This window comes from Metapseudomonas phytobenefica (assembly GCF_043392685.1).
Lineage (GTDB): Bacteria > Pseudomonadota > Gammaproteobacteria > Pseudomonadales > Pseudomonadaceae > Metapseudomonas.
Map to the genome: position 1 here is coordinate 83302 of NZ_JBHZGM010000003.1, position 24506 is coordinate 107807.

Genomic DNA, 24506 nt, shown 5'->3' on the forward strand with positions numbered 1-24506 from the left:
CGCGCATGGGCTGCAGAAAAGTGGGTTCTTCGCGAACTCAAGGGAAGAGCGAGTTGGCATTCAGGGAAGTGGGTAGATCGGCAGCTGCCAAGCAGCTCACTCCCTGCTTCCTCTGCTGCCGCCATGCGTCCTGTTGATCTTGAGGCCGACTCCATCCGCATCCGCTACGAACAAGTCACTGCCCTTGAGCTGCGCGACGGATTTGACCACATAACCACCCAACATCGAGCTATTGGTCACCCGATGCGTTTTTTGCACGGTATGGGCCATAAGTTGGCCAGTGGCTGACCAGTTCTTGCTTCGGGAGTGATCAGCTGACTGACGCGTCCGGCGTGAAAAAGTAGGCCAGACCGAGAATGGGTAGACGGCCAGCAACTGCACACCCTTGAGCCAATCCGAGCGACCATCGCCTGCCACCTGGCCGGTAATGAGGACGGCCAGCAGGACACTCAGCACCAGGCCGCCGGAAAAGGCCAGGTCCATCGGGTGCGCACCAATGCCGTAGCTGGCCAGCACCAGGACCGGTGCGACGAACAGGGCTACCTGGACACTGGAACCGATCGCGATGGAAAGCGATAGATCCATGCGATTTTTGTGCCCGAAGAAACAGGGAGACCCCCTGTGGGTAGGGAGTGCTTGGCTGAATCGGGAGAGAGTTCGCCGCTGAATCGGTGACAGTTTCGCTAGCTTGTGATGCGCTTAACTGTCATCAAAACTGTCACCAGTTTTAGCGCTGGCGTCGTTGGAAAGGCTGGAGGTCTTGAGAATTCTGGAGCGGGCGAAGGGAATCGAACCCTCGTCATGAGCTTGGGAAGCTCAGGTAATGCCATTATACGACGCCCGCAACGGGTGCCATTTTTACCAGAAGCGATGCGCAAGGTGAAGCCCGGGGCAGTCACAAGTTACTGAAAATACTTGCACCTGCCCGGGCGGCCACGCGTTCAAACGGCTATGGCCTGGTAGTCGGCGACCTGCGGGCGAGCCATGCCCCTGGTGGCCGTGGACTTGAGGAAGCCCAGCATCGCCTGCTGGGTCTGCAGCCAGCCTGCCTTGTGTTCGACGTCGACGAAGTGCCCGGCGTTGTCGATGACGGCGAACTGGCAATCGCGCACGTGCCTGGCGAAGTGACGGGCATCTTTGGCAGAGGTGTATTCGTCGCGGTCGCCGTTGATGAACAGCAGCGGGATGTCGACGTTGGCCAGGCAATCCACGTAGCAGCGCGAATCCATGTTGAGCACCTGGCGGATGTGGAAGTGCATCTGCAGGTATTCGTGCTCGTCCAGGTTGGAGCAGTGCTTGTGGTTGAAGCGCTGGTACAGGCCCGGCAGGTGCTTGCCGATGGTGTTGTTCACCAGGTGTCCCACGGCGTCGCGGTCGATGGCGGCGAGGCAGTCCAGGCCACGGGTGAGGTAGTCCATCATCGGTTCGTTGATGATGGGCGAGAAGGAGGTCACCACGGCCTTCTTGATCCGCGCCGGGCACTGGGCAAGGGCGAGCAGGGCGGAAACGCTGCCCCAGGAGAAGGACATCAGGTAATCCACCCGGAAGTGCTCGATCAGGTGCAGGAGGATGTCGGCCTCGGTCTCCTTGCTGATGAAGCGGGTGTTGTCGTTATGCGGCTTGGACTGGCCGGCATAGGGCTCGTCGAAAAGCACCACGTTGAAGTGCGGTTGCAGGTACTTCACTGTCTGCGCGAACGAGGCGGTCGTCGACAAGGAGCCGTTGATCAGAATGATGGTTTCCCTGGCCTGGGGGTTGCCGTAGAACTCCGTGTGAACCTTGTACTGGCTGTGAATCTCGACGATGGCGGTTTCCGGCCTCATGTCGTTTCCTCCTGGCGCAGATGGGTCATGCGGGCCCTTTCAACGGCTTGGCCCGCGCTAAGTCATGGCAGTAGGAAAACGTCTTTCGATGACAATCGAATGTCAGACGGAGATTTTTAAAATTCTTTATATTTCAAGCGGTTAGGTCGAGAAAAGACGGCGGGAACCGGCGCTTTGGAGGGCGACGGACAGGGTCTTCTAACCAGGCAGGGAACCTACGAGTGCAATGCACAGGAAACCGCAGGGAACGCTTAGACGGTCGTCGTGACTCTTTGGTCACGCTCTGACCTTTGGTTCGATTTAAGCAGGGCCTCTTTACCCCCGCAAGCTCATTGAAAGGAAAAATTCTTGCAGTTCGTCGGTTTATTCGATTCCGATGTGACTCGCATTATTCCTAGCTAAAAGCAGGCCACTTCTTCGGCGGTGAGCGGCCGGTAGTCGCCTGGCTGCATGTGCCGGTCCAGTCGCAGCGGGCCGATGCTCTCGCGGTGCAGGCGCACGACGCGGTTGCGGAAGTGGCCGAACATGCGCTTGACCTGGTGATAACGACCCTCGTGCAGGGTCAGGCGGGCGGCGCGGGTGTCGAGGATTTCCAGCTGGGCGGGGAGGGTGGTGAGGTCCTCGAAGGCGAAGTACAGCCCCTGGGCGAAGGTCTCGATGTACTCGGCCTCGATGGGCTGCTCGGTTTCCACGTAGTAGACCTTGGGTTGCTTGCTGCCGGGCAGGGTGAGCCGGCGTGACCAGTGCCCGTCGTTGGTGATCAGCAGCAGGCCGGTGGTGGTGAGGTCCAGGCGCCCACCCAGGTGCAGCTCGTGCTTGTCGGGCTCGTCGAGCAGGTCGAGCACGGTGGGATGCTCCGGGTGCTCGGTGGCGCTGACGTGACCGGCAGGCTTGTAGAGCATGAAATAGCGCGCCGGCTTGCCGGGCTGGAGCATGCGCTCGTCCAGTTCCACACGATTGAACTCGCGGATTTCGACGCGGCCGTCAGTGACCGGCTGGCCGTCCACCCGGACCCGACCGGCGGCCAGCAGCAGGCGCGCGTCGAGGCGGCTGAATTCGGCGAAATTGCTCAAGAATCGATCAAGGCGCATCAGCTTGGTGCATCGGATGGCAGCGCCTGTGCGCAGCGGGGGCAGAGACAGGCGCGGTCGATATCCGGCGGGGGGATGCGTTCGAGTGCGGCGGGGTCGATTTTCGCCGTGAAGCACCAGCATGCCTCCCCGGCGCGAGCGGGATCGGCCTGGGTGCACTGGTTGCTCTGGCCGCACAGCGGGCAGCGGGTGGGATCGGACGGGGTGCTCATGACGGCGGTTCGCGGCGGAAAGGGCGCAAGGGTGCAGCCTTGCGGGCCTGGCTGCAAGTCCGGGCCGATGCGCGCCGTTTCCCGATGATCGTGCAGTGCTGGACGTTGCCGTCCGGCGCGGATGGCCTAGGCTCGAATATGCAAGGTGAAGAAGTCCGAAAGCGACCTGGCCGGATTCACAAAAGTCTGAGGGCCGCGAAGAAGCTGACGCATATTCGCGGTCTATCGATTCCGTCACCCACCATTCTGAGCAGAGCTGCCTCGTGTCCACCAACATCACTGCTGTCAACAAAGCCAAGGCCTGGTCCGCTCACGGCGTCACCGCCACCGGCGTCGTGCTGGCCCTGATGGCCATTCTTGCCCTGTTCGACAACCAGCCCCGCGACTGCCTGCTCTGGCTCGGTGCGGCGCTATTGGTCGACGGCCTCGATGGCACGCTCGCGCGCCGCGTGCAGACCAGCACCATGCTGCCGAACTTCGACGGTTCCACACTGGACCTGGTGATCGACTACCTCACCTACGTGTTCATCCCGGCGATCTTCATCTACCGCTACATCGACCTGCCGGAGCACACGGCGCTGGTGGCGGTGAGCCTGATCCTGGTGTCGTCGCTGTTCTGTTTCTGCAACCAGAACATGAAGAGCAGCGACAACTACTTCGTCGGCTTCCCCGCGGCCTGGAACGTGGTGGCGCTGTACATCTGGATCATCGAACCGCCGGCGGTGGTGAGCCTGCTGCTGATCTGCGTCCTCGCCGCGCTGACCCTGACCAAGCTGAAATTCCTTCACCCGTTCCGGGTGCGCAAGCTGATGCCGCTGAACATCGTGGTCACCTTCGTGTGGATGATCAGCAGCATGCTCCTCATCCTCCAGCACCCCTTCTACAAGTCGCTGGTGCTGGGCATCTGGTGGCTGGCGTCGGCGTACTTCGTCGGCATCTGCCTGTGGCGCAGCCTGTTGGACTGGACCCACAAGCTGAAGGCCTGAGCGCCCGTTTTCCCTTTTACTTTTTGTGGAGCGAATTCATTCGCGAATGAATTCGCACAGTCGTGTCTCCTTCCCAGGTTTCGCTCAGCAGATTGGCCACCTGCTATTCGGGGTAATTGGCCGTAGGTCGAAAGCCGCGCCGGCAGTAGCGTGGAGGCGTCCCTTCCCAACCTGAGGATGCTCCAATGACCCCACGCCTGGATTTCTACGCCGCCTCTCCCGAAGCCCTCAAGGCGATGCTCGCCCTGGACGCCGCGGTAAGCAAACTGCCGCTGGAAAAGCCGCTGATTGAGCTGGTGAAACTGCGCGCATCGCAGCTCAACGGCTGCGCCTTCTGCGTCGACCTGCACAGCTCGGATGCCCGCAAGCGCGGCGAAACCGAACGCCGTCTCTATGCGGTGGCCGTCTGGCGCGAGAGTCCCTTCTTCACACCGCGCGAGCGTGCCGCGCTGGCCTGGACCGAAGCCCTGACGCGCCTTGCCGAAACCCACGCACCGGACGAGGACTATGCCCAGCTCGCGGAACAATTCAGCGAACGCGAGCGTGTGGACCTGACCCTGGCCATCAGCACCATCAACTCCTGGAACCGGCTGGCAGTCGGCTTCCGCAAGATACCCAGCGAGTGATTCCGCCATGTATGGACTCAAGCGCCTGAGTACTTTCGCCGCCGGCCTGGCTCTGCTGGGCAGCCAGTTCGCCCACGCCCACGGCGATGGCCAGGAAAAGGTCGCGATGCTGCAGGAGCAGGCCCTGCTCAATGCCCCTGGCAAGCAGGGGCTGTTGCTCACCGTCGACTACGCGCCGGGACAGCGTTCCGTGGCACACAGCCATATCGGCTCGGTGTTCGCCTATGTTGCCGAGGGGGAGGTGATCTCCCAGTTGAAGGGGGAGCCGCCCAAGCGTTACAAGGCCGGCGAGAGTTGGTACGAGCCGGCCGGCAGTGTCCACCTGCAATCGAGCAATGCCAGTGACAGCAAGCCGGCCAGGCTGGTGGTGTGGGTGCTCAAGACTGACAAGGAGGCGCTTCTGGAACCCTACAAGCCCTGAGCAGAGGAGCAGGCAGAAAAGGACGCGGCCCAACACAACCCGGGCCGCGCCACGCTCAAAGATCAGAACTGTTCGCTGGAGAGGCCGAAGAGCGGATCGGCGCCAGCACGGATAGAGGCTTCCAGGGCCAGAGTACGCGGCAGCAGGCGGCGGAAGAAGAACTCGGCGGTGGCCCGCTTGGCGCCGTAGAAGGCATCGTCTTCGCTTTGCCGCGCCTCGGCCACTGCGGCCATGCGCGCCCAGAGCCAGGCGTAGGCCACATGGCCGAACAGCTGCAGGTATTCCACCGAGGCCGCGCCCACTTCGTTGGGGCTCTGCTTGGCCTGTTGCAGCAGCCATTCGCTGGTGCTTTCCAGGCGTTGCAGGACATCCAGCAGCTCGGCGGCGAAGGGCGCTCCGGGTCGTTCGGCGAAGTCACGCACCTCGGCGCAGAACAACTTGAGCGCGGCGCCGCCATTGGCCACCACCTTGCGCCCCAGCAGGTCGAGGGCCTGGATACCGTTGGTGCCTTCGTAGATCTGCGCGATGCGCACGTCGCGCACCAGTTGCTCCTGGCCCCACTCGCGGATGTAGCCGTGGCCGCCAAAGACCTGCTGGCCGAGCACGCAGGTGTCCAGACCGGTGTCGGTGAAGAAAGCCTTGGCCACCGGGGTCAGCAGGGCCACCAGGGCTTCGGCGCGCTGGCGCTCGTCGACATCGGTGGCGTACTTTGCCAGGTCCAGCTGCTGACCGACGTAGCAGGCGAAGGCACGGCCGCCCTCGGTCATGGCCTTCATGCTGAGCAGCATGCGGCGCACGTCGGGGTGGTGGATGATCGGGTCGGCGACCTTGTCTTTGGCTACCGGGCCGCTTGGGGCGCGGCTCTGGATGCGTTCGCGGGCGTAGGCCACAGCGCTTTGGTAGGAAGCGTCGGCGCAGCCGATACCTTGAATGCCGATGGACAGACGCTCGTAGTTCATCATGGTGAACATCGCCGCCAGGCCCTTGTTCGGCTCACCCACCAGCCAGCCGGTGGCGCCGTCGAAGTTCATCACGCAGGTGGCCGAAGCCTTGATGCCCATCTTGTGTTCGATGGAGCCGCAGGACACGGCGTTACTCTCGCCCAGGGAGCCGTCGGCGTTGACTATGACCTTGGGCACCAGGAACAGCGAGATGCCTTTCGGGCCAGCCGGGGCGTCGGGCAGCTTGGCCAGCACCAGGTGGATGATGTTCTCGGTCAGGTCCTGTTCGCCGCCGGTGATGAAGATCTTGGTGCCGGTGATGGCGTAGCTGCCGTCGGCCTGGGGTTCGGCCTTGGTGCGGATGATGCCGAGGTCGGTACCGGCGTGCGGCTCGGTCAGGCACATGGAGCCGGCCCAGCGGCCTTCGTACATGGGCGGCAGGTAGGTCTGCCGCAGTTCGGCGCTGGCGTGGGCGTCGATGGCCAGGCAGGCGCCGGACGAGAGGGCGGAGTACAGGGCGAAACTGGAATTGGCGGCGTAGAGCATTTCCTCGAACTGCACCGCGAGCATCTTCGGCATGCCCAGGCCACCGAAGTCCGGGTTGCCGGAAAGCCCTACCCAGCCGCCGTCGATGTAGGTGGCGTAGGCCTCCTTGAAGCCTGCCGGGGTGGTCACTACGCCGTCGCGCCACTGCGCGCCTTCCTCGTCGCCGCTGCGGTTGAGCGGGGCGATGAGTTGCCCGGTGACCTTGGCGGCTTCTTCCAGGATGGCGTCGGCGGTGTCGGCATCCACCCGCTCGGCCAGGGCAGGCAGGCGCGCCCAGAGGGACGGGGCGTCGAATACTTCGTGCAGGACGAAGCGCAGGTCGCGCAGCGGGGCGTTGTAGTCGGGCATGGCGTGGAACCTCTGTTACTGCGATTGCGGAAAGGCACGGCGCAGGTGCCGTGCCGGATGGCTCAATGGCTGCTGCGTGCCGCTTAGAGCTTCTTGGCCATGTCCCGCAGGACATACTTCTGGATCTTGCCGGTGGAGGTCTTCGGCAGCTGGGTGAAGACCACCGTCTTCGGCACCTTGAAGCCGGCCAGGTGCTCGCGGCAGTAGGCGATGATGTCCGCCTCACGGGTCTGCTGCTGGTCGGCCTTGAGGGTGATGAAGGCGCAGGGGGTTTCGCCCCATTTCTCGTCCGGGCGCGCCACCACCGCTGCTTCCAGCACCGCCGGGTGGCGGTAGAGCACGCCTTCCAGCTCGATGGTGGAGATGTTCTCGCCACCGGAAATGATGATGTCCTTCAGCCGGTCGCGGATTTCCACGTAGCCGTCCGGGTGGCAGACCGCCAGGTCGCCGGTGTGGAACCAGCCGCCCTCGAAGGCTTCTTCGGTGGCGCTGGGGTTCTTCAGGTAGCCCTTCATCACGGTGTTGCCGCGCATGAAGATCTCGCCGATGGTCTGGCCGTCCATGGGCACCGGTTCGAGGGTTTTCGGGTCGGCCACCATCACCCCTTCCAGGGTGGGGTAGCGCACCCCCTGGCGGGACTTGATGCTGGCGCGTTCCTCCAGTGGCAGCGCGTCCCATTCCTTGTGCCAGGCGCAGACGGTCACCGGGCCATAGACCTCGGTGAGGCCGTAGACGTGGGTGACGCGGATGCCCATTTCCTCCACCGCGCCGATCACCTTGGCCGGCGGCGCGGCGCCGGCCACCATGGCGTGCACCGGGTGGTCGATGGCGGCCTTGGCCGACTCGGGCATGTTCACCAGGGCGTTGAGCACGATGGGCGCGCCGCACAGGTGGCTGACCTGGTGTTCGCGGATCAGGTTGAGGATCTTCTGCGGGTCGACCCGGCGCAGGAACACATGCACGCCGGCCAGAGCGGTCACGGTCCAGGGGTAGCACCAGCCGTTGCAGTGGAACATCGGCAGGGTCCAGAGGTAGACCGGGTGGTTGCCCATGTTCCAGGTCATCTGGTTGCCCAGGGAGTTCAGATAGGCGCCACGGTGGTGGTAGACCACGCCCTTGGGGTTGCCGGTGGTGCCGGAGGTGTAATTCAGGGAGATGGCCTGCCACTCGTCCTCCGGCCACTGCCAGGCATAGTCCGGGTCGCCTTCGGCCAGCAGCGCCTCGTAGTCGAGGTCGCTCACCGCCTGGCCTTCGCCGTATTCCGGGTCATTGACGTCGATCACCAGCAGCGGGTGGTCGAGCATGCCGACGGCGGCATGGATCACATCGAAGAACTCGCGATCGGTGATCAGCGCCTTGGCTTCGCCGTGCTGAAGCATGAAGGCAATGGCCTCGGCATCCAGGCGCACGTTCAGGGTGTTGAGTACAGCGCCGATCATCGGCACGCCGAAGTGCGCCTCGAGCATCTGAGGGATGTTCGGCAGCATCACCGCCACCGTGTCGCCCTTGCCGATACCACGGCCGGCCAGGGCCGAGGCCAGGCGCCGGCAGCGCGAATAGGTCTCTGCCCAGTTGCGGCGGATGGAACCGTGGATCACGGCCGGGTAGTGGGGATAAACAGCGGCGGTGCGCTCGATGAAGCTCAGGGGAGAGAGGGCGATGTGGTTGACGGCGGCAGGGGCAAGGCCCTGATCGTAGATCGACATATCTAGTTACCCGGCGGCTGATTATTAGCTCTTGTTCGCCGCTCCCCTGGAGGTGCGGCAGTTCTCTGGGGATGGTTTATATATCGGTATCGTATGTGTATGGAAGTTATCCTAGTGTCTTATAGTATTTGTACTATAAGGCGCTGGATTCCCTCGTAAGGCGAACTTCAGCCCACCACCAAGCAGTATATGCTTGCCCACCCCCAGCCGCCGGACCCGCCATGACCCAGACCCCGGTTCGACTCCACACCTGGCTGCGCCTGCAGCGCGAGGACGTGCCCCTGGCGGCCCGCGCCGATGCCCTGTGCCGGGCGCTGCGCGGTTGTCCGGAAGTGCGCCAGGCCTATTACCTGAGCTGGCAACCCGGTGCGCGCATCTACAGCCATGAAGGCAGTGGCCAGCAGTTGCCGCCGGGGCAGGGCGATCCGCTGGAGGCCAGCGACGAGCGTCTCGCCGCGCGCCTGGCGGAGGAGGGACGCCTGTCGCTGCAGGAGCTGCGCCGGCTCGACGGCTGGCTGGCCGGGCGCTTGCGCCGCGCCGCCATCAGCCATGGACAGGCCTTCGACCTGGCGCTTGCGGCCGACCAGCGCGGGTTGCTCCTGGTGGAGGTGCATGAAGGCGTAACACTGGACTGGCTGGGCTGGGTGCACGAACTGCTCGCGGCACTGCTCGGCAGCGTCAATGGGCTGCAGCGGGCGTCCCCGCTGCTCGGTCACGACCCGCAACCCAGCCTGCTGGTGGACGCAGGTGCCGCTCCCCGGGAGCTGAACGCCGCGCTGCTGGCCATGCTCGGCGAGCTGCCCCTGTCCGAGGTGGTGCATTTCCTGCCGGTGAACCACTCATCCCTGGTACGCGCCTGCCTGACCCAGACCCGTGCCATCGAAGAGGTGGAAGCCCAGTGTGGCGAGCGTGTGCTGATCTGGACCTACATCCCCGACCCGCAGGAGCGTCGGGTACTGTTGCGCTGCCGCGAGGCCACCGCGCAGATACTCGCCGAACGCGAGGCGACCCAAGCTCGCCGGCTTTACCGGCTGATCACCGAGAACACCACTGACCTGATCTCTCGCCACACCCCCGAGGGGCGTTTCCTCGATGCCTCGCCGGCGTCCTGGACCCTGCTCGGCTACTGGCCCGAAGAGCTGCGCGGCGAGCTCGCCCAATGCCTGTTCCATCCCCAGGAAATCGCCCAACTGGTGCAGCGCGCCCGTGACGCCCTGGAGCAGGACGGCTACCACACCATGACCTACCGCATCCGCCACCGCGGCGGGCACTACCTGTGGTTCGAGACCGCCAGTCGCGCCATTCGCGAAACCTACACGGGAGCCGTGGTGGAGGTGGTCAGCGTGTCCCGCGATATCACTGCGCGGGTACAGGCCGAGGAGAACCGCCGGCGCCTGGCTGAGGTAGTGGAAGCCAATACCGACCCGGTGCTGTTCCTCGACCCCGCCGGGCATATCACCTACCTCAACCCGGCGGCGCGCCGCGCTCTCGGCCTGGAGCCCCGGCAGACGATGCCGGCGCTGGCTGAGGTGATGCCGACCGAGGACCTGGCGCGCCTTGAGCGCGAGGGCTGGAGCACCGCCGAACGCCGGGGCGTGTGGAGCATCGACTCGCGCCTGCTGCCCCCGGGCGGCGGCGCGTCGGTGCCGGTGTCCATGGTGCTGCTGGCCCACACCGCGGCCGGCGGCGAACGTTACTACTCGCTGGTGGCCCACGACATGACCGAGCGCGAACTGCGCGAGGCCCAGCAGCGCCGCCACCAGGACGAACTGGCCCATACCGCGCGCCTGGTGACCCTGGGCGAGCTGGCGTCCGGCATCGCCCACGAAATCAACCAGCCTCTGGCTGCGGTGGTCAACTACGCCAGCGCCAGCCAGCGCTACCTGCAGTCCCTGGGCAGCAATCCAGAGGCGGCAGGACGGGTGGCGCAGGGCCTGGAACGCATCACCGAGCATGCCAACCACGCCTCGGCGGTGATCAGGCGCCTGCGCGCCTTCCTGCGCAAGGGCCAGCGGCGCATGCAGTCCCTGGACGTGGCGGATGTGGCGCGCGAAGCGGTGCGCCTGTGCGCCTGGGAGGCAGGCGCCTGCCAGGTGGCGATCGAGGAGCAATTGCCGGACAATCTGCCGCCGGTCTACGCCGACCGGGTACTGCTGGAGCAGGTGCTGCTCAACCTGTTGCGCAACGCCATCGACGCCAATCGCGAGGCTCATCCCGGCCAGGCGTCGGTGATCCGCCTGGTGGCCCTGGCGCAGGATGGTCATCTGGACATCGAGGTCCGTGACCAGGGCCCCGGCCTTGGCGAAGCGGAACTGGCGCGCATCTTCACCCCCTTCTACACCAGCAAGCCGGACGGCCTGGGCCTGGGGTTGTCGATGAGCCGCAGCATCATCGAAGGATTCGGCGGGGCCCTGGACGGGATGTCCAATGGCGAGGGCGGGTTGCTCATGCGCTGCCGCCTGCCATTGCAATAACAAGAGAACTTGGAGCGATTGGATGGCCAACGCAGGCGAACAGGTGGTTTATGTGGTGGATGACGACCAGGGCATGCTCGATTCCACGGTCTGGTTGCTGGAGTCGGTGGGCCTGAAGACGCTGCCTTTCACCAGTGGCCGCGACTTCCTCGATGCGTGCGACGCCAGCCTGGACGCCTGCGTGTTGCTGGACGTGCGCATGCCCGGCATGGGCGGCCTGAACGTGCAGGAGGAAATGCGCAGCCGTGGCCTCGACTTGCCGGTGATTTTCGTCAGCGGCCATGCCGACGTGCCCATTGTGGTGCGCGCCTTCAAGGCCGGTGCCCACGATTTCATCGAGAAGCCCTACAACGAGCAACTTCTGCTGGACAGTGTGCAGCAGGCCCTGAACCGTTCCGAACAGCGCCGCGCCGGTGCAGGGCAGGGCCAGCTCGCCGAGCGCCTGGACAGCCTGACGCCGCGCGAGCGTGACGTGCTGCTGCCCCTGGTGCAGGGCTACACCAATCGCGAGATCGCCGAGCAACTGGATATCAGTGTGAAGACCGTCGATCTGTATCGCTCCCGGGTGATGAAACGCATGCAGGCCGAACGCTTGCCGGACCTGGTAGGCATGGCCATCGCGGCAGGGTTGGTGGATCCGTTGAAGCTGCGTTGACCGCCAGGAGCCGTAAGCGAGCCTCTGTAGGAGCGAGCTCTGCTCGCGAAGGGCCGCGCCCGGGTTCATCGCAGGCTGAGCCTGCGCGCCAACGCTCCAGTCGATAATGTTTAGCCAGCGCTGATCTAAAGATAGAAAAACCTGAATTTTATTGACCCATCCCGCCGTGCGAGCCTCCAGCGCATTCCAATAACACGGCTTTCCCTCATGGGTTGTTCCCCTGCGCACCAATCGCTGCTGGCCGCCTTGCCCCTCGGGCTGGTTCGCGCCGCACGCCGTGCGCCGGGAGTAGCACCCACGGTCCAGTTCTCCCGCAAGTGGGCCACTAATCTCCTGATCTCCCTGCCGCTCGACCTCGCCTTCTGGGCGCTCTGGCATTGCCGTCACGCTCGTCCACCGGATAGCGCTCCCGCCTGAATGCCCGGCCGCCATCGCTGCGGCCAACCTCCACCCAGAACGAGAAATACGACCCTTGCCGCGAACGGCGAGGGCCCGTCTGCGTGCCCCAAGGGCACTAAAGAGAGCCGCATGAAATTTGCCAGCGTGCAGGAAGCCCGGGATTTCCTCGAGCAGAACCCGGATATCGACGCCTTCGAACTCTTCATCCTCGACGCCAACGGCGTTCCCCGCGGCAAGCTGTTGCACCGCGACGAACTGCTGGCCGTATACGAGAGCGGCCGTCCGCTGCCCAGCACCATCCTCGGGCTGACCGTGCATGGCGAGGATGTGGATGACTCCGGCCTGGTCTGGGACGTGGGCGACATCGATTGCCGCGCCTATCCGCTGGCCGGCAGCCTGGTGCGCCTGCCTTGGCGCAAGATGCCCACCGCCGCCGTCCAAGTCTGCATGCACCCGCAGGAAGGCATGCCCGCCGCCATCGCCGACCCGCGCCACGTGCTGGTGGAAGTGATCGAGCGCCTCAAGGCCGACGGCTACCATCCGGTGATGGCCTGTGAGCTGGAGTTCTATCTGCTGGACCAGAAGCGCGATGCTCACGGCCGCCCGCAACCGGCGCTGGACGCTGACGGCCATCGCCCGCGCAGCACCCAGGTGTACGGTCTGCGCGAGCTGGAGCAGATCGAGCCGTTCCTCGCCGACCTGTACGCGGCCTGCAAGGCCCAGGGCATTCCGGCGCGCACGGCCATTTCCGAATACGCACCGGGCCAGGTGGAAATCACCCTGGAGCATGGCGATGCGCTGGAGGCCATGGACCAGGCCGTGCGCTACAAGCGCCTGGTCAAGGGCGTGGCCCATGCCCATGGCATGCAGGCCTGCTTCATGGCCAAACCCTTTGCCGAAATCGCCGGCACCGGCATGCACATGCATGTGAGCCTGGCCGATGCCGAGGGCCGCAACCTCTTCGCCAGCGAAGACCCGGCTGGCACGCCGCTGCTGCGCCAGGCCGTGGGCGGCATGCTCAAGAGCCTGCTGGATTCGCTGCTGCTGTTCTGCCCCAACGCCAACTCCTATCGCCGCTTCCAGGCCAACAGCTACGCGCCCCTGGCACCGACCTGGGGTGTGGATAACCGCACCGTCAGCCTGCGTGTACCCGGCGGCCCGGCCAACAGCCGGCACATCGAACACCGCATCTGCGGCGCCGATGCCAACCCCTATCTCGCCGCTGCGGCCATCCTCGCCGGTATCCATCGCGGCATCCGCGAAGAGATCGATCCGGGCGACCCGGTGGAAGGCAACGGCTACGCCCAAGCCAAGGAACTGCTGCCCACCGACTGGCTGACCTCGCTGCGTGCGCTGGAGCAGTCCAGCTGGGCCCGCGACGCCTTCGGCACACAATTCCTCGGCGTCTACCTCGCGGTGAAGCGCGCCGAATACCGCCAGTTCATGTCCGAGGTCGGCGAGCAGGACTGGCGCTGGTACCTGAACCAGGCCTGAGCCTGCGAACGACTGTCCGTTTCTGCTTGTGGGAGCGAATTCATTCGCGAATCGCTTCCCGGAATTGAAGGCCCCAGTGGCCAAGAAGGATTCACCCATGACCGCTGCAATCAAACACCCACTTCCCGCCCCTGAACGCGCGCCTTCCTACTACTCCGCGACCCTCAACGAGGAAACTGCCTATCCCACCCTCGAAGGCGAGGTGAGCGTCGATATCGCCATCATCGGCGGCGGCTTCACCGGCGTTGCCACCGCTGTGGAAATGGCCGAGCGCGGCTACAAGGTGGCGCTGGTGGAAACCCACAAGATCGGCTGGGGCGCCACTGGCCGCAACGGTGGCCAGGTGACCGGCAGCCTGTCGGGCGACACCGCCATGCGCAAGCAGATGAGCCGCTTCCTTGGCGACGGCGTGGATGACTTCATCTGGTACCTGCGCTGGCGTGGCCACGAGATCATCAAGAACCGCGTGGCGAAGTACGGCATCCAGTGCGACCTCAAGCATGGCCACCTGCATGCGGCGATGAAGGCCTCGCACATGGACGAACTGAAGGCTTCCTACGAGGAAGCGGTACGCCGTGGCATGGGCGACGACGTGACCCTGCTGGACGCCGCCGGCGTGCGCGAGCACCTGGATTCCAACCTCTACGTCGGCGCCATCAAGAACACCCGCAACATGCACCTGCACCCGCTCAACCTGTGCATCGGCGAAGCCAGGGCGGCCGCCAGCCTGGGGGCGCTGATCTTCGAGCATTCCGAAGTGCAGGACATCATCCACGGCGACCGCCCAGCGGTGATCACCACGCGTGGCCGCATCAACGCCCAGCAGGTGCTGCTGGCCGGCGACGTCTATCACAAGCTGGAGCGCAAGAAGCTCAAGGGCATGATCTTCCCGGCCATGGGCGGCATCGTCACCACCCGGCCCCTGGGCGACCTGGCCAGGCAGCTCAACCCTCAGGACCTGGCGGTCTACGACTGCCGCTTCGTGCTCGACTACTACCGCATGACCGCCGACGGCCGCCTGCTGTTCGGCGGTGGTGCCAACTACTCCGGACGTGATTCCCGTGATATCGAGGCGGAGCTGCGTCCGTGCATCGAGCGCACCTTCCCGAAACTGAAAGGCGTGGAGATCGACTTCAAGTGGAGTTGCGCCATGGGCATCGTGATGAACCGCATCCCGCAGCTGGGCAAGTTGTCGAAGAACGTCTGGTACTGCCAGGGCTACTCCGGCCACGGCGTGGCCACCACCCACATCATGGGCGAGGTCATGGCCAACGCCATGAGCGGCAGCCTGGAGAAGTTCGATACCTTCGCCCAGTGCCAGCACATCCGCGTACCGCTGAGCGAGCGCCTGGGCAACCACATGCTGGCGGTGGGCATGTGGTACTACCAGATGATGGAGAAACTGCGCTGACCGATTTGTTGTGCGTCCTTATATAGCCGGCCTTGTGCCGGCTTCTTTTTGCCCGCTGTTTGTAGAGGCGAACCAATCAAGATGCAAAGATCTCTTGTTTCTTATACGAAACGTTGTTTCGTGTGTAGAACGGCAACGCGTGTTACTGAATGGAGCAGGGCATTGGCCGTTATTGGGCAGTGATCACCCAATTGCTCAGAATCTCCCCAAACGCAGTTTTGTCCTTCTTGATGTCGTTGGTCGGCATTTTCCCTCCCAATTTTCTGGAAAGCTTCATAACTATTTGATTAATAAGGTTTAACACTCGAAACAAGGAGACTCCATCGAGTGCCACTTTCCTGGCACGCCTCATGCACGTTTTATAAATAAAACAGTGTTTCGTATATGAAACAAGTGTGAGGCCACTAATAAGATGAGAGCCACCTCGTTGAGTATCTACACCTCAGAACAGCCGCAAGGCTCGACCAAGGCGAAACAGGCCCGTGTCGAGATCGAATTCCGGGGTGTCACCAAGCGCTTCCCGGTCAAGGGCAAGGCTGAGCCCACCGTCGCGGTGCAAGGTCTGAACTTCAGCATCCGCAGTGGCGAGATCGTGTCCATCATCGGCCCGTCCGGCTGCGGCAAGAGCACGCTGCTGAACATGGGCTCCGGCCTCTATACCCCCACCGAGGGCGAAGTCTACGTAGGTGGCGAACGGGTTACCGGTCCGGTGCGCAAGGTGTCCTTCATGTTGCAGAAGGACCTCTTGATGCCCTGGCGCAGCATCCGTCGCAACATCGAACTGGGGCTGGAGATCGAAGGCCGCCCGGCCGCCGAACGTCGTGCCATCGCCGGGGAAATGCTGGACAAGTGCCACCTCACCGGCTTCGGCGACCACTATCCCTTCCAGTTGTCCGGCGGCATGCGCCAGCGTGCCGCCCTGGCCCGCACCCTGGCCACCGACCCGCAGGTACTGTTCCTCGACGAACCGTTCTCGGCCCTCGATGCCCAGACCAAGATGATCCTCCAGCAGGACCTGGCGCAGATGCTCTACGAGCAGCAGAAGACCGCGCTGTTCATCACCCACGACCTGATCGAGGCCATTGCGCTGTCCGATCGCATCCTGGTCATGAGCGCCCGCCCGGGGAACATCATCGAGGAAATCGAGGTGAACCTGCCGCTGCGCAATAACCCCCTCGAACGCCGCAAGCTCCAGGAAATCGGCCCGTTGGCCGGGCGCTTGATGAGCTTGCTCAAGGTCGGCGAAGACTCCGAGTTGCACTGACCGTCCACCCGACCTGAATCCCCAACAGGAGCTGCAGATGTTCAAGTCCCTGCTCAACGCCTCGCTGTTTTCCCTTGCCCTGGCCGCCGTGTCCGTAGAGGCCGCGCCCAAGGAAATCACCTACCTGTTGCCGGCGCCGCCGAACTCGCCGGCCTTCGCGCCCTGGATCATCGCCCAGCACAAGGGTTACTACGCCCAGCAGGACCTCGCCGTCACCTTCGTCGCCGGCAAGGGTGGGGTGGACGTGGCCAAGCAGATCGGCGCCGGCAACGCCCTGGTGGGCGGCGCCCTCGGCGACACCCCGATCATCGTCCGCGCCAATGGCGTGCCGGTGAAAGCCGTCGCCGTGCTGGGCAGCAGCGGCGTGACCATGATCGCCACCGACGGCAAGGCGGGTATCGACAGCGTGAAGGATCTCAAGGGCAAGACCATGACCGTCATGTCCTACTCGGACACCACCTACTACGCGCTGCTGGCGTCCATGCGCAAGGCCGGGCTGACCAAGTCCGACGTGGAAGTCCAGGCTGCCGGCCCTTCCGGTGTCTGGCAGTTGTTCTCCGCCGGCAAGTCCCAGGCCATGGCCGGCGTGCCGGACTGGGTGGTGAATGCCGAGGATGCAGGCCTTTCGGTCAAGCTGCTGCCGAGCAGCGAGGTCTTCGAGAGCATGGCCCAGGCCATCCTCGCCTCAGAAGAGGCCATCGAGAAACAGCCCGAAGTGGTCGGCGGTGTGGTCAAGGCCACCCTCATGGGCATGCGCGACATCATCAATGATCCGAAGGCCGCCGCCGCCACCTTCGTCGAGGCGGTGCCCAGCTACAAGGGCAAGGAAGCCAGCGTGGAGAAGGTCCTGCGCCTCTACGTCGAGCACGTCTACGCCAACCAGCAGCCGCTGGGCCACATCGACCCGCAGCGCCTGGACAAGGTCCGCAAGTTCTACGTCAGCGAGGGCATCGTCAACCGCGAATCCCCACTGGACGAGCTCTATACCAACCGCTTCGTCGAAAACGACGGCGTGGCCGCCAAGCAATAAGGTGATCCGATGAACAACCTGAACAAACCCATGCTCGGCAGCATCGCGTTGCTGGTTCTGTTTCTCGCTGGCTGGCAATGGGGCCCCGGCCTGCTCGGCATGCCCGAGTTCGTCCTGCCCAAGCTGAGCCGCGTGGCGGAGGAGGGCGTGGCCATGTGGCGCAACGCCAACCTGGTCGAGCACACCGCGATCACCACCCTGGAGATCATCGTCGGCTTCGGCCTGGGCGCCCTGCTGGGGGTGATGATCGGCGTCGCCCTCGGCCTGTCGCCGACCACCGAGGCGATGCTCTCGCCCTACATCCTGGCACTGCAGATCGCGCCGAAGGTGGCCTTCGCGCCGCTGTTCGTGATGTGGCTCGGCTACACCGTGTACCCGAAGATCCTCATTGCCGTGCTGATCGTGTTCTTCCCGGTGATGATCAACGTGCTCTCGGCCATCCGCACCGTCGACCCGGACATGATCAACCTGGTGCGCGCCATGAGCGCCAGCCGTTGGCAGATCTTCCGCCTGGTGGAATTCCCCTCGGCCATGGCCGCGCTGTTCTCCGGCCTGCGCATTGCCTCCACCCTCGCGGTGATCGGCGTCACCGTGGGTGAGCTGGTCGGCGGCAACAAAGGTCTCGGCTTCCTGCTGGTGGACGCCGAAGGGCAGGGCAATACCGCTGGTGTGTTCGTGGCCATCGTCATGCTCACCCTGATCGGCGTGCTGGCTTACAGCGCGGTGGTCTGGGCCGAGAAGCGCGTCCTCCACTATCTGCCCAAAGCCAACCTGAGCACGGTGTGAACGCCATGAGCCTGAATTCCCTTCTCGCCGGTCGCCGCGTGCTCGTCACAGGCGGTGCCCGTGGCCTCGGCCTGGCCTTCGCTGAAGCGGCGGCCCGCGCCGGTGCCCGAGTGGTGATCGCCGACATCCTCGAAGAGCGCGTAGTGCAGTCCGCCGGCGAACTCGCCGCCCAAGGCCTGGATGTCAGCGGCCTGCCCCTGGATTTGGCCGACCCGGCGTCCATCGAGCGTTGCGTCGCCGCGGCGGTCGATGCGCTTGGCGGCCTCGATGGCCTGGTGAACAACGCCTCCATTACCAACTCCGGCGGCAAGAGCTGCGAGGAGCTGGAGATCGAGATGTTCGACCGCGTACTGCAGGTCAACGTGCGTGGCACCTGGCTGATGACCCGCGCCTGCCTTCCGGCCCTGCGCCAGTCCGGTCGCGGCGCCGTGGTCAACCTGGCGTCCGATACCCCGCTGTGGGGCGCGCCCAACCTGCTGGCCTACACCGCCAGCAAGGGCGCGGTGATCGCCATGACCCGCAGCCTGGCCCGCGAACTGGGCGGCGACGGCATCACCGTGAATGCCATCGCCCCCGGCCTTGTGGAGGTCGAGGCCACCCAGTACGTGCCCGCTGCCCGCCACCAGCTGTACCGCGACCAGCGCGCCATCCAGCGCGGCCAGGTGCCGGAGGATGTCTGCGGCGCGGTGCTCTTCGCCCTTTCCGACCTTTCCCGCTTCATCACTGGACAAACCCTGCCGGTCAACGGCGGGTTCGTCATGCCCTGATCAGGAGGACCCCATGACCGACCTCAACCAGAACAGCCCGAAATCCTGGGACCGCCCCGAAGGTGCCAGCTTCGAGGAATGGTGCAACACCCGCATCGCCCGCTATTCCACCCGCAAGTACGACTGGGACGCGCTGAAGTTCCAGGCCGACTACGACCCCAAGTTCCGTCGCGCGCAGATGCGCTACATCGGCACCGGCGGCACCGGGGTGGCCAGTGACATGAACACCATTCCGTCGGAGCACTTCACCTTCTCCACCATGGTGATCCCGGCTGGCCACGAAGGCCCGCCGCACCTGCACATCGACGTCGAAGAGGTGTTCTTCGTTCTGCGCGGCAAGCTCAAAGTGATCCTGGAGAAGGACGGCGAGCGCTTCGAAACCATCCTCACCGACCGCGACGCCATCTCCGTGCCGCCGGGCGTGTACCGCGAGGAGATCAACATCGGCGACGAGGACGCGCTGATGTGCGTGATGCTCGGCGCGAAGAAGCCGATCACCCCGACCTATCCGCCGGAGCACCCTCTGGCGAGCATCAAGCGCTGAGGCCGGCAATGAACATGGCGCAGACCCACAGCCCCGCCCCGAACCTGCAGCAGCGCTTCCCCGAGCGCCTGGTGCAGCTGGCCGACGGCGCCCAGGTGGCCATTCGCGAATGTGGTGAGGGCCCGGTGGTGGTGCTGTTGCACGGCATTGGCTCGGGCTCGGCCTCCTGGCTGCATTGCGCCCGGCGCCTGGCCGCGGAGTGCCGGGTGATCGCCTGGGACGCGCCGGGCTACGGCCTGTCCACGCCGCTGCCGCAGGCCCGGCCGAAGGCCGCCGACTACGCCGCGCGCCTGGAGCTGCTGCTGCAGGCGCTGGACGTGGACAACTGCCTGCTGGTGGGCCATTCCCTCGGCGCGCTGATGGCCATGGCCTACGCCGCCGGCATTGGCGCAGCGCGGGTGCGCCGCCTGATGCTGCTCAGCCCGGCGCGCGGCTATGGCGCCGCCGAGTTGCGTGACAGCGGCGCGCAGGTGCGCCGCCAGCGCCTGGAAAGCCTGGAACGCCTCGGCATCGACGGCATGGCCAGCGAGCGCACCGCGCGTCTGCTCGGCCGCAACCCGAGCGAAGACGCCCTGGCCTGGGTGCGCTGGAACATGGCGCGGCTCAATCCCGCAGGTTACCGCCAGGCCGTGGAGCTGCTCTGCGGCGACGACCTGCTCGGCCACGGCGTGCCGGCGGCGCCCTGCGAGGTGCATTGCGGCGAGGACGACGGCATCACCACCCCCGAGGCCTGCAGTGCCATCGCCCGCCAGCTCGGTGCGCCGTTCTCGCTGATTCCCGGAGCCGGCCACGCCAGCCCCATCGAACAACCCGAAGTGGTCGCCGGACGCATTGGCCACGCGCAACGCCACTCTCTTGAAGGAACCGCCAATGGATAAGCCAGACGATTCGCAAGACAAGTACATAGTGCCCGGCCTGGAGCGCGGCCTGCTGCTGCTCTGCGAGTTCAGCCGGAAAAACCGCACGCTGTCGGCGCCGGAGCTGGCGCGGCGCCTGAAGCTGCCGCGTTCGACCATCTTTCGCCTGCTGACCACCCTGGAAACCATGGGCTTCGTGACCCGCAATGGCAACGAGTACCGCCTGGGTATGGCCGTGCTGCGCCTGGGCTTCGAGTACCTGGCGTCGCTGGAGTTGACCGAACTGGGCCAGCCGCTGCTCAACCGCCTGTGCGACGAAATCCGTTACCCCTGCAACCTGGTGGTGCGCGACGGCCGTTCCATCGTCTACGTGGCCAAGGTCTCGCCGTCCACCCTGCTGACCAGCACGGTCAACGTCGGCACCCGCCTTCCGGCCCACGCCACGGTGCTCGGCCGCATCCTGCTGCAGGACCTGTCCCTGGGCGAGCTGCGCGAGCTGTACCCGGAAGAGCACCTGGAGCAGTTCTCGCCGAACACCCCGAAGACCGTACTGGAACTGTTCGATCTGGTGCAGGGCGACCGCCAGCGCGGCTTTGTCCAGGGCGAGGGGTTCTTCGAGTCGACCATCTCCACCGTGGCCGCGCCAGTTCGCGACCACAGCGGCAAGGTGGTGGCGGCCATGGGCGCCACCATTCCCTCGGCGCACATCGAGCCAAGCCGAATCGACCATCTGGTGAGCAACGTGCGCAACAGTGCCGACGAACTGTCGCACTTGCTCAATTACACGCCGGACAGCCACGACAATGTCACTTCCATCTTCCGGAGCAAGCAGCATGAGCATGTGTGACCTATCCGCCGCCGTGGCGGTGGTCACCGGCGGTTCCTCCGGCATTGGCCTGGCCACGGTCGAGCTGCTGCTGGAGGCCGGCGCTGCCGTCGCCTTCTGTGGCCGCAACGGCGAGCGCCTGCGGAGCGCCGAGGCCAGCCTGCGCGAACGCTTCCCCGCCGCGCGCCTGTTCGCCCAGGCCTGCGACGTGCTCGATCCTGCGCAGGTACGGGCCTTCGCCGAGGCCAGCCAAAGCGCGCTGGGCCGCGCCAGCATCCTGGTGAACAACGCCGGCCAGGGCCGCGTCTCCACCTTCGCCGACACCTCGGATGAGGCCTGGAGCGAGGAACTGCAGCTGAAGTTCTTCTCCATCATCCACCCGGTGCGCGCCTTCCTGCCGCAGCTGGAAGGTCAGGCCGACGCCGCTATCGTCTGCGTCAACTCGCTGCTGGCCAGCCAGCCGGAGCCGCACATGGTGGCCACCAGCGCCGCCCGCGCCGGGGTGAAGAACCTGGTGCGTTCCATGGCCTTCGAGTTCGCGCCGAAGGGGGTGCGGGTCAACGGCATCCTCATCGGTCTGGTGGAGTCCGGCCAATGGCGCCGCCGTTTCGAGGCACGTGAAGAGCGCGAGCTGGACTGGGCCCAGTGGACCGGCCAGCTGGCGCAACGCAAGCAGATTCCCCTGGGGCGACTGGGCAAGCCGGTAGAAGCGGCCCGCGCCATCGTTTTCCTCGCTTCCCCCCTGTCTGCCTATACGACGGGTAGTCACATCGATGTTTCCGGAGGTTTGTCCCGTCATGCGTAACGAAAACAAAGTCACAGTCGGCGCCGCCATCGCCGCCTTCCTCGAGCAGTGCGACGTCAAGGCTGCCTTCGGGGTGATCTCCATCCACAACATGCCGATCCTCGATGCCTTCGCCATCCGCGGCAACATCCGCTTCGTGATGGCCCGTGGCGAGGCCGGCGCGGCCAACATGGCGGATTCCTACGCCCGCACCACCGGTGGCCTGGGGGTGTGCCTGACCAGCACCGGCACCGCCGCCGGCAACGCTGCCGGGGCCATGGTGGAAGCGCTCACCGCCGGGACTCCGCTGTTGCACCTGACAGGGCAGATCGAAACCCCCTACCTGGACCAGAGCCTGGCCTACATCCACGAGGCACCGGATCAACTGACCATGCTCAAGGCCATCTCCAAGGCGGCCTTCCGCGTACGCAGCGTCGACACCGCCATCAGTACCATCAAGCTGGCCGTGCAGACCGCCCTGACCGCGCCCACCGGCCCGGTGAGCGTGGAAATCCCGATCGACATCCAGTCGGCCCTGATCAACATGCCGGCGGACCTCTCACCGCTGCCGGTGCCGGTGGCCAGGCCCTCCGAGCAGGCGCTGGACGACCTCGCCGAGCGCTTCGCCAAGGCCCGCCGGCCGATGCTCTGGCTGGGCGGCGGCGCCCGCCATGCCGGTGAGCAGGTGCAGCGTCTGCTGGACATGGGCGTCGGCGTGGTCACCAGCACCCAGGGCCGCGGCATAGTCCCCGAAGACGACGAGCGTTCCCTCGGCGCCTTCAACCTGAACAAGCCTGTGGAGCAGTTCTACCAGACCTGCGATGCCATGCTTGTCGTGGGCTCGCGCCTGCGCGGCAACGAAACCCTCAAGTACGAGCTCAAGCTCCCGCGTCCGCTTTACCGGGCCGACGCCGATGCCACGGCGGAGGGCCGCTGCTACACCAGCGACTACTTCGTCTGTGGCGATTCCGAACTGGTCCTCAGGGGCCTCGCCGACCGCCTCGAAGGGCGTCTGTCGGTGGACCCGGCCTTCGCCGCGGATCTCGCCGCCGCGCGCAACCAGGCCCGTGCCCAGCTGGTGGACGGCCTCGGCCCCTACGCCTCCCTGGTGGAGCAGCTGCAGGCGCTGGCCGGCACCAACTTCAACTGGGTGCGCGATGTCACCGTGTCCAACAGCACCTGGGGCAACCGTCACCTGAAGATCTTCAGCCCCCGCGCCGGCGTGCACGCCCTTGGCGGTGGCATCGGCCAGGGCCTGGCCATGGGCATCGGCGCCGCCGTCGGTGCGGCGGAAACCGCCCCTGGCCGCAAGACCTTCGTGCTGGCCGGCGACGGCGGCTTCATCCTCAATCTGGGCGAATTGGCCACCGCCGTGCAGGAGCAGGCCGACATGGTCATCGTACTGATGAACGACCAGGGCTACGGGGTGATCAAGAACATCCAGGACGCCGCCTACGGTGGCCGTCGCTGCTACGTCGACCTGCACACGCCGGACTACGCCCAGCTGTCGGCGTCCCTCGGCCTGCGTCACGCCAGGGTCAGCGACCTGAAGGACTTCAGCAGCGTGCTGGATGGCGCCCTGGCCGAGTCCGGCCCCTTCCTGCTGGAGGTGGACATGCTCTCGGTGGGTAGCTTCAAGACCATCTTCGCCGGTCCGCCGACCAACGAAGCCCAGACCGCCAAGGCCACTGCCTGAGGCCCTCGCCATGCTGCATATCACCATGATCGGTTGCGGCGCCATCGGCGTCGGTGTGTTGGAACTGCTGGAGAGTGATCCGCATCTCTGCGTCGATGCGGTGATCGTCCCGGACGAATCCCAGGCGCTGGTCCGCCAGCGCCTGGCCAGCCTGCGCACGCCGCCGCAGGTGCTCGCCGAACTGCCGGCCGGTGCGCGTCCAGACCTGCTGGTGGAGTGCGCCGGGCACCGCGCCATCGAGCAGCACGTGCTGCCGGCGCTGGCCCAGGGCATTCCCTGCCTGGTGGTGTCGGTGGGGGCGCTGTCCGAGCCGGGGCTGGTGGAGCGACTGGAGGCCGCCGCCGAGTCCGGCGGCACCCGCATCGAACTGCTGCCCGGCGCCATCGGCGGCATCGACGCGCTGTCGGCGGCCAAGGTCGGCGGCCTGGAGTCGGTGCGCTATACCGGCCGCAAGCCGGCGCGCGCCTGGCTGGGCACGCCGGGTGAGCAGGTCTGCGACCTGGAACACCTGGCCGAGGCGCGGGTGATCTTCGAAGGCAGCGCCCGCGAAGCGGCGCGGCTCTACCCGAAGAACGCCAACGTCGCCGCCACCCTGTCGCTGGCCGGCCTCGGTCTGGACCGCACCCAGGTGCGCCTGATCGCCGACCCGGCGAGCAGCGAGAACGTGCACCAGGTGGAAGCCAGCGGCGCTTTCGGCGGCTTCGAGCTGACCCTGCGCGGCAAGCCCCTGGCGGCCAATCCCAAGACCTCGGCGCTGACCGTGTACAGCGTTGTCCGCGCGCTGGGTAACCACGCCCATGTGATATCGATCTAGGGACG

The 24506-nt window shown here is 65.4% G+C and carries 23 protein-coding genes and 1 tRNA gene; 17 read left to right on the plus strand and 7 right to left on the minus strand.

Annotated elements, in window-relative coordinates; genetic code table 11:
* Positions 1-96: 96 nt before the first annotated feature.
* The 5 genes from ACFW0B_RS03730 to ACFW0B_RS03750 form a co-directional block, all read right to left on the minus strand.
* Positions 97-585 (minus strand): calcium:cation antiporter, encoded by a 489-nt coding sequence (locus ACFW0B_RS03730; RefSeq protein WP_449146607.1) that lies wholly within the window; start codon positions 583-585, stop codon positions 97-99.
* Between the two features lie 185 nt (positions 586-770).
* Positions 771-844: transfer RNA gene (locus tag ACFW0B_RS03735), tRNA-Gly, on the minus strand.
* A gap of 97 nt (positions 845-941) precedes the next feature.
* Positions 942-1823 carry an alpha/beta fold hydrolase gene (locus tag ACFW0B_RS03740; RefSeq protein ID WP_449146608.1) on the minus strand — a complete coding sequence of 294 codons (882 nt, stop codon included), beginning with the start codon at positions 1821-1823 and terminating at the stop codon, positions 942-944.
* Positions 1824-2221: 398 nt separating this feature from the next.
* Positions 2222-2914, minus strand: a complete 693-nt coding sequence (locus ACFW0B_RS03745) for a pseudouridine synthase (RefSeq protein WP_449146609.1) — start codon at positions 2912-2914, stop codon at positions 2222-2224.
* Positions 2914-3126 carry a cysteine-rich CWC family protein gene (locus tag ACFW0B_RS03750; protein WP_449146610.1) on the minus strand — a complete coding sequence of 71 codons (213 nt, stop codon included), beginning with the start codon at positions 3124-3126 and terminating at the stop codon, positions 2914-2916. Before ACFW0B_RS03750 ends, ACFW0B_RS03745 begins: the two co-directional genes overlap by 1 nt.
* A gap of 263 nt (positions 3127-3389) precedes the next feature.
* On the opposite strand from ACFW0B_RS03750, the gene pcsA reads away from it, so the two are divergent.
* The 3 genes from pcsA to ACFW0B_RS03765 all read left to right on the plus strand — a co-directional run bounded on the left by pcsA (position 3390) and on the right by ACFW0B_RS03765 (position 5159).
* Positions 3390-4112: a phosphatidylcholine synthase gene (gene pcsA, locus ACFW0B_RS03755; protein ID WP_449146611.1), complete on the plus strand. Its 723-nt coding sequence runs from the start codon at positions 3390-3392 to the stop codon at positions 4110-4112.
* A gap of 185 nt (positions 4113-4297) precedes the next feature.
* Positions 4298-4738, plus strand: coding sequence for a carboxymuconolactone decarboxylase family protein (locus ACFW0B_RS03760; RefSeq protein ID WP_449146612.1), 441 nt, complete (start codon positions 4298-4300; stop codon positions 4736-4738).
* 7 nt (positions 4739-4745) lie between these two features.
* On the plus strand, positions 4746-5159 hold the full coding sequence (locus tag ACFW0B_RS03765; RefSeq protein ID WP_449146613.1) for a cupin domain-containing protein: 414 nt from the start codon (positions 4746-4748) through the stop codon (positions 5157-5159).
* Positions 5160-5221: 62 nt separating this feature from the next.
* Here the strand turns inward: ACFW0B_RS03765 and ACFW0B_RS03770 are convergent, their stop codons facing one another.
* Complete coding sequence (locus ACFW0B_RS03770) at positions 5222-6994, minus strand: acyl-CoA dehydrogenase C-terminal domain-containing protein (protein WP_449146614.1); 1773 nt, start codon at positions 6992-6994, stop codon at positions 5222-5224.
* An 83-nt stretch (positions 6995-7077) separates the two neighbouring features.
* Positions 7078-8700, minus strand: coding sequence for an acyl-CoA synthetase (locus ACFW0B_RS03775; RefSeq protein ID WP_449146615.1), 1623 nt, complete (start codon positions 8698-8700; stop codon positions 7078-7080).
* Between the two features lie 221 nt (positions 8701-8921).
* On the opposite strand from ACFW0B_RS03775, the gene ACFW0B_RS03780 reads away from it, so the two are divergent.
* The 14 genes from ACFW0B_RS03780 to ACFW0B_RS03845 all read left to right on the plus strand — a co-directional run bounded on the left by ACFW0B_RS03780 (position 8922) and on the right by ACFW0B_RS03845 (position 24501).
* The gene (locus ACFW0B_RS03780; RefSeq protein WP_449146616.1) at positions 8922-11174 is read left to right on the plus strand and encodes a PAS domain-containing sensor histidine kinase; all 2253 of its coding nucleotides are present in this window, start codon (positions 8922-8924) and stop codon (positions 11172-11174) included.
* Positions 11175-11196: 22 nt separating this feature from the next.
* Complete coding sequence (locus tag ACFW0B_RS03785; RefSeq protein ID WP_449146617.1) at positions 11197-11829, plus strand: response regulator transcription factor; 633 nt, start codon at positions 11197-11199, stop codon at positions 11827-11829.
* A gap of 528 nt (positions 11830-12357) precedes the next feature.
* Entirely contained in the window at positions 12358-13722 is a 1365-nt protein-coding gene (locus ACFW0B_RS03790) for a glutamine synthetase family protein (protein ID WP_449146618.1), read from the plus strand.
* A 97-nt stretch (positions 13723-13819) separates the two neighbouring features.
* Entirely contained in the window at positions 13820-15133 is a 1314-nt protein-coding gene (locus tag ACFW0B_RS03795; protein ID WP_449146619.1) for an NAD(P)/FAD-dependent oxidoreductase, read from the plus strand.
* 412 nt (positions 15134-15545) lie between these two features.
* Complete coding sequence (locus ACFW0B_RS03800; protein WP_449146620.1) at positions 15546-16397, plus strand: ABC transporter ATP-binding protein; 852 nt, start codon at positions 15546-15548, stop codon at positions 16395-16397.
* Between the two features lie 37 nt (positions 16398-16434).
* Entirely contained in the window at positions 16435-17427 is a 993-nt protein-coding gene (locus ACFW0B_RS03805; RefSeq protein WP_449146621.1) for an ABC transporter substrate-binding protein, read from the plus strand.
* 9 nt (positions 17428-17436) lie between these two features.
* The gene (locus ACFW0B_RS03810) at positions 17437-18213 is read left to right on the plus strand and encodes an ABC transporter permease (protein WP_449146622.1); all 777 of its coding nucleotides are present in this window, start codon (positions 17437-17439) and stop codon (positions 18211-18213) included.
* A 5-nt stretch (positions 18214-18218) separates the two neighbouring features.
* Positions 18219-18980 (plus strand): SDR family oxidoreductase, encoded by a 762-nt coding sequence (locus ACFW0B_RS03815; protein ID WP_449146623.1) that lies wholly within the window; start codon positions 18219-18221, stop codon positions 18978-18980.
* Positions 18981-18993: 13 nt separating this feature from the next.
* Complete coding sequence (locus tag ACFW0B_RS03820; protein WP_449146624.1) at positions 18994-19524, plus strand: cupin domain-containing protein; 531 nt, start codon at positions 18994-18996, stop codon at positions 19522-19524.
* An 8-nt stretch (positions 19525-19532) separates the two neighbouring features.
* On the plus strand, positions 19533-20402 hold the full coding sequence (locus ACFW0B_RS03825) for an alpha/beta fold hydrolase (protein ID WP_449146625.1): 870 nt from the start codon (positions 19533-19535) through the stop codon (positions 20400-20402).
* On the plus strand, positions 20395-21228 hold the full coding sequence (locus ACFW0B_RS03830; protein ID WP_449146626.1) for an IclR family transcriptional regulator: 834 nt from the start codon (positions 20395-20397) through the stop codon (positions 21226-21228). Before ACFW0B_RS03825 ends, ACFW0B_RS03830 begins: the two co-directional genes overlap by 8 nt.
* On the plus strand, positions 21215-22012 hold the full coding sequence (locus ACFW0B_RS03835; RefSeq protein ID WP_449146627.1) for an SDR family oxidoreductase: 798 nt from the start codon (positions 21215-21217) through the stop codon (positions 22010-22012). Before ACFW0B_RS03830 ends, ACFW0B_RS03835 begins: the two co-directional genes overlap by 14 nt.
* Positions 22005-23687, plus strand: coding sequence for a thiamine pyrophosphate-binding protein (locus tag ACFW0B_RS03840; RefSeq protein WP_449146628.1), 1683 nt, complete (start codon positions 22005-22007; stop codon positions 23685-23687). Before ACFW0B_RS03835 ends, ACFW0B_RS03840 begins: the two co-directional genes overlap by 8 nt.
* Positions 23688-23697: 10 nt before the next feature.
* A complete protein-coding gene (locus ACFW0B_RS03845; RefSeq protein WP_449146629.1) occupies positions 23698-24501 on the plus strand; it encodes an aspartate dehydrogenase in 804 nt (267 codons plus the stop codon).
* The last annotated feature ends 5 nt before the right edge of the window (positions 24502-24506 follow it).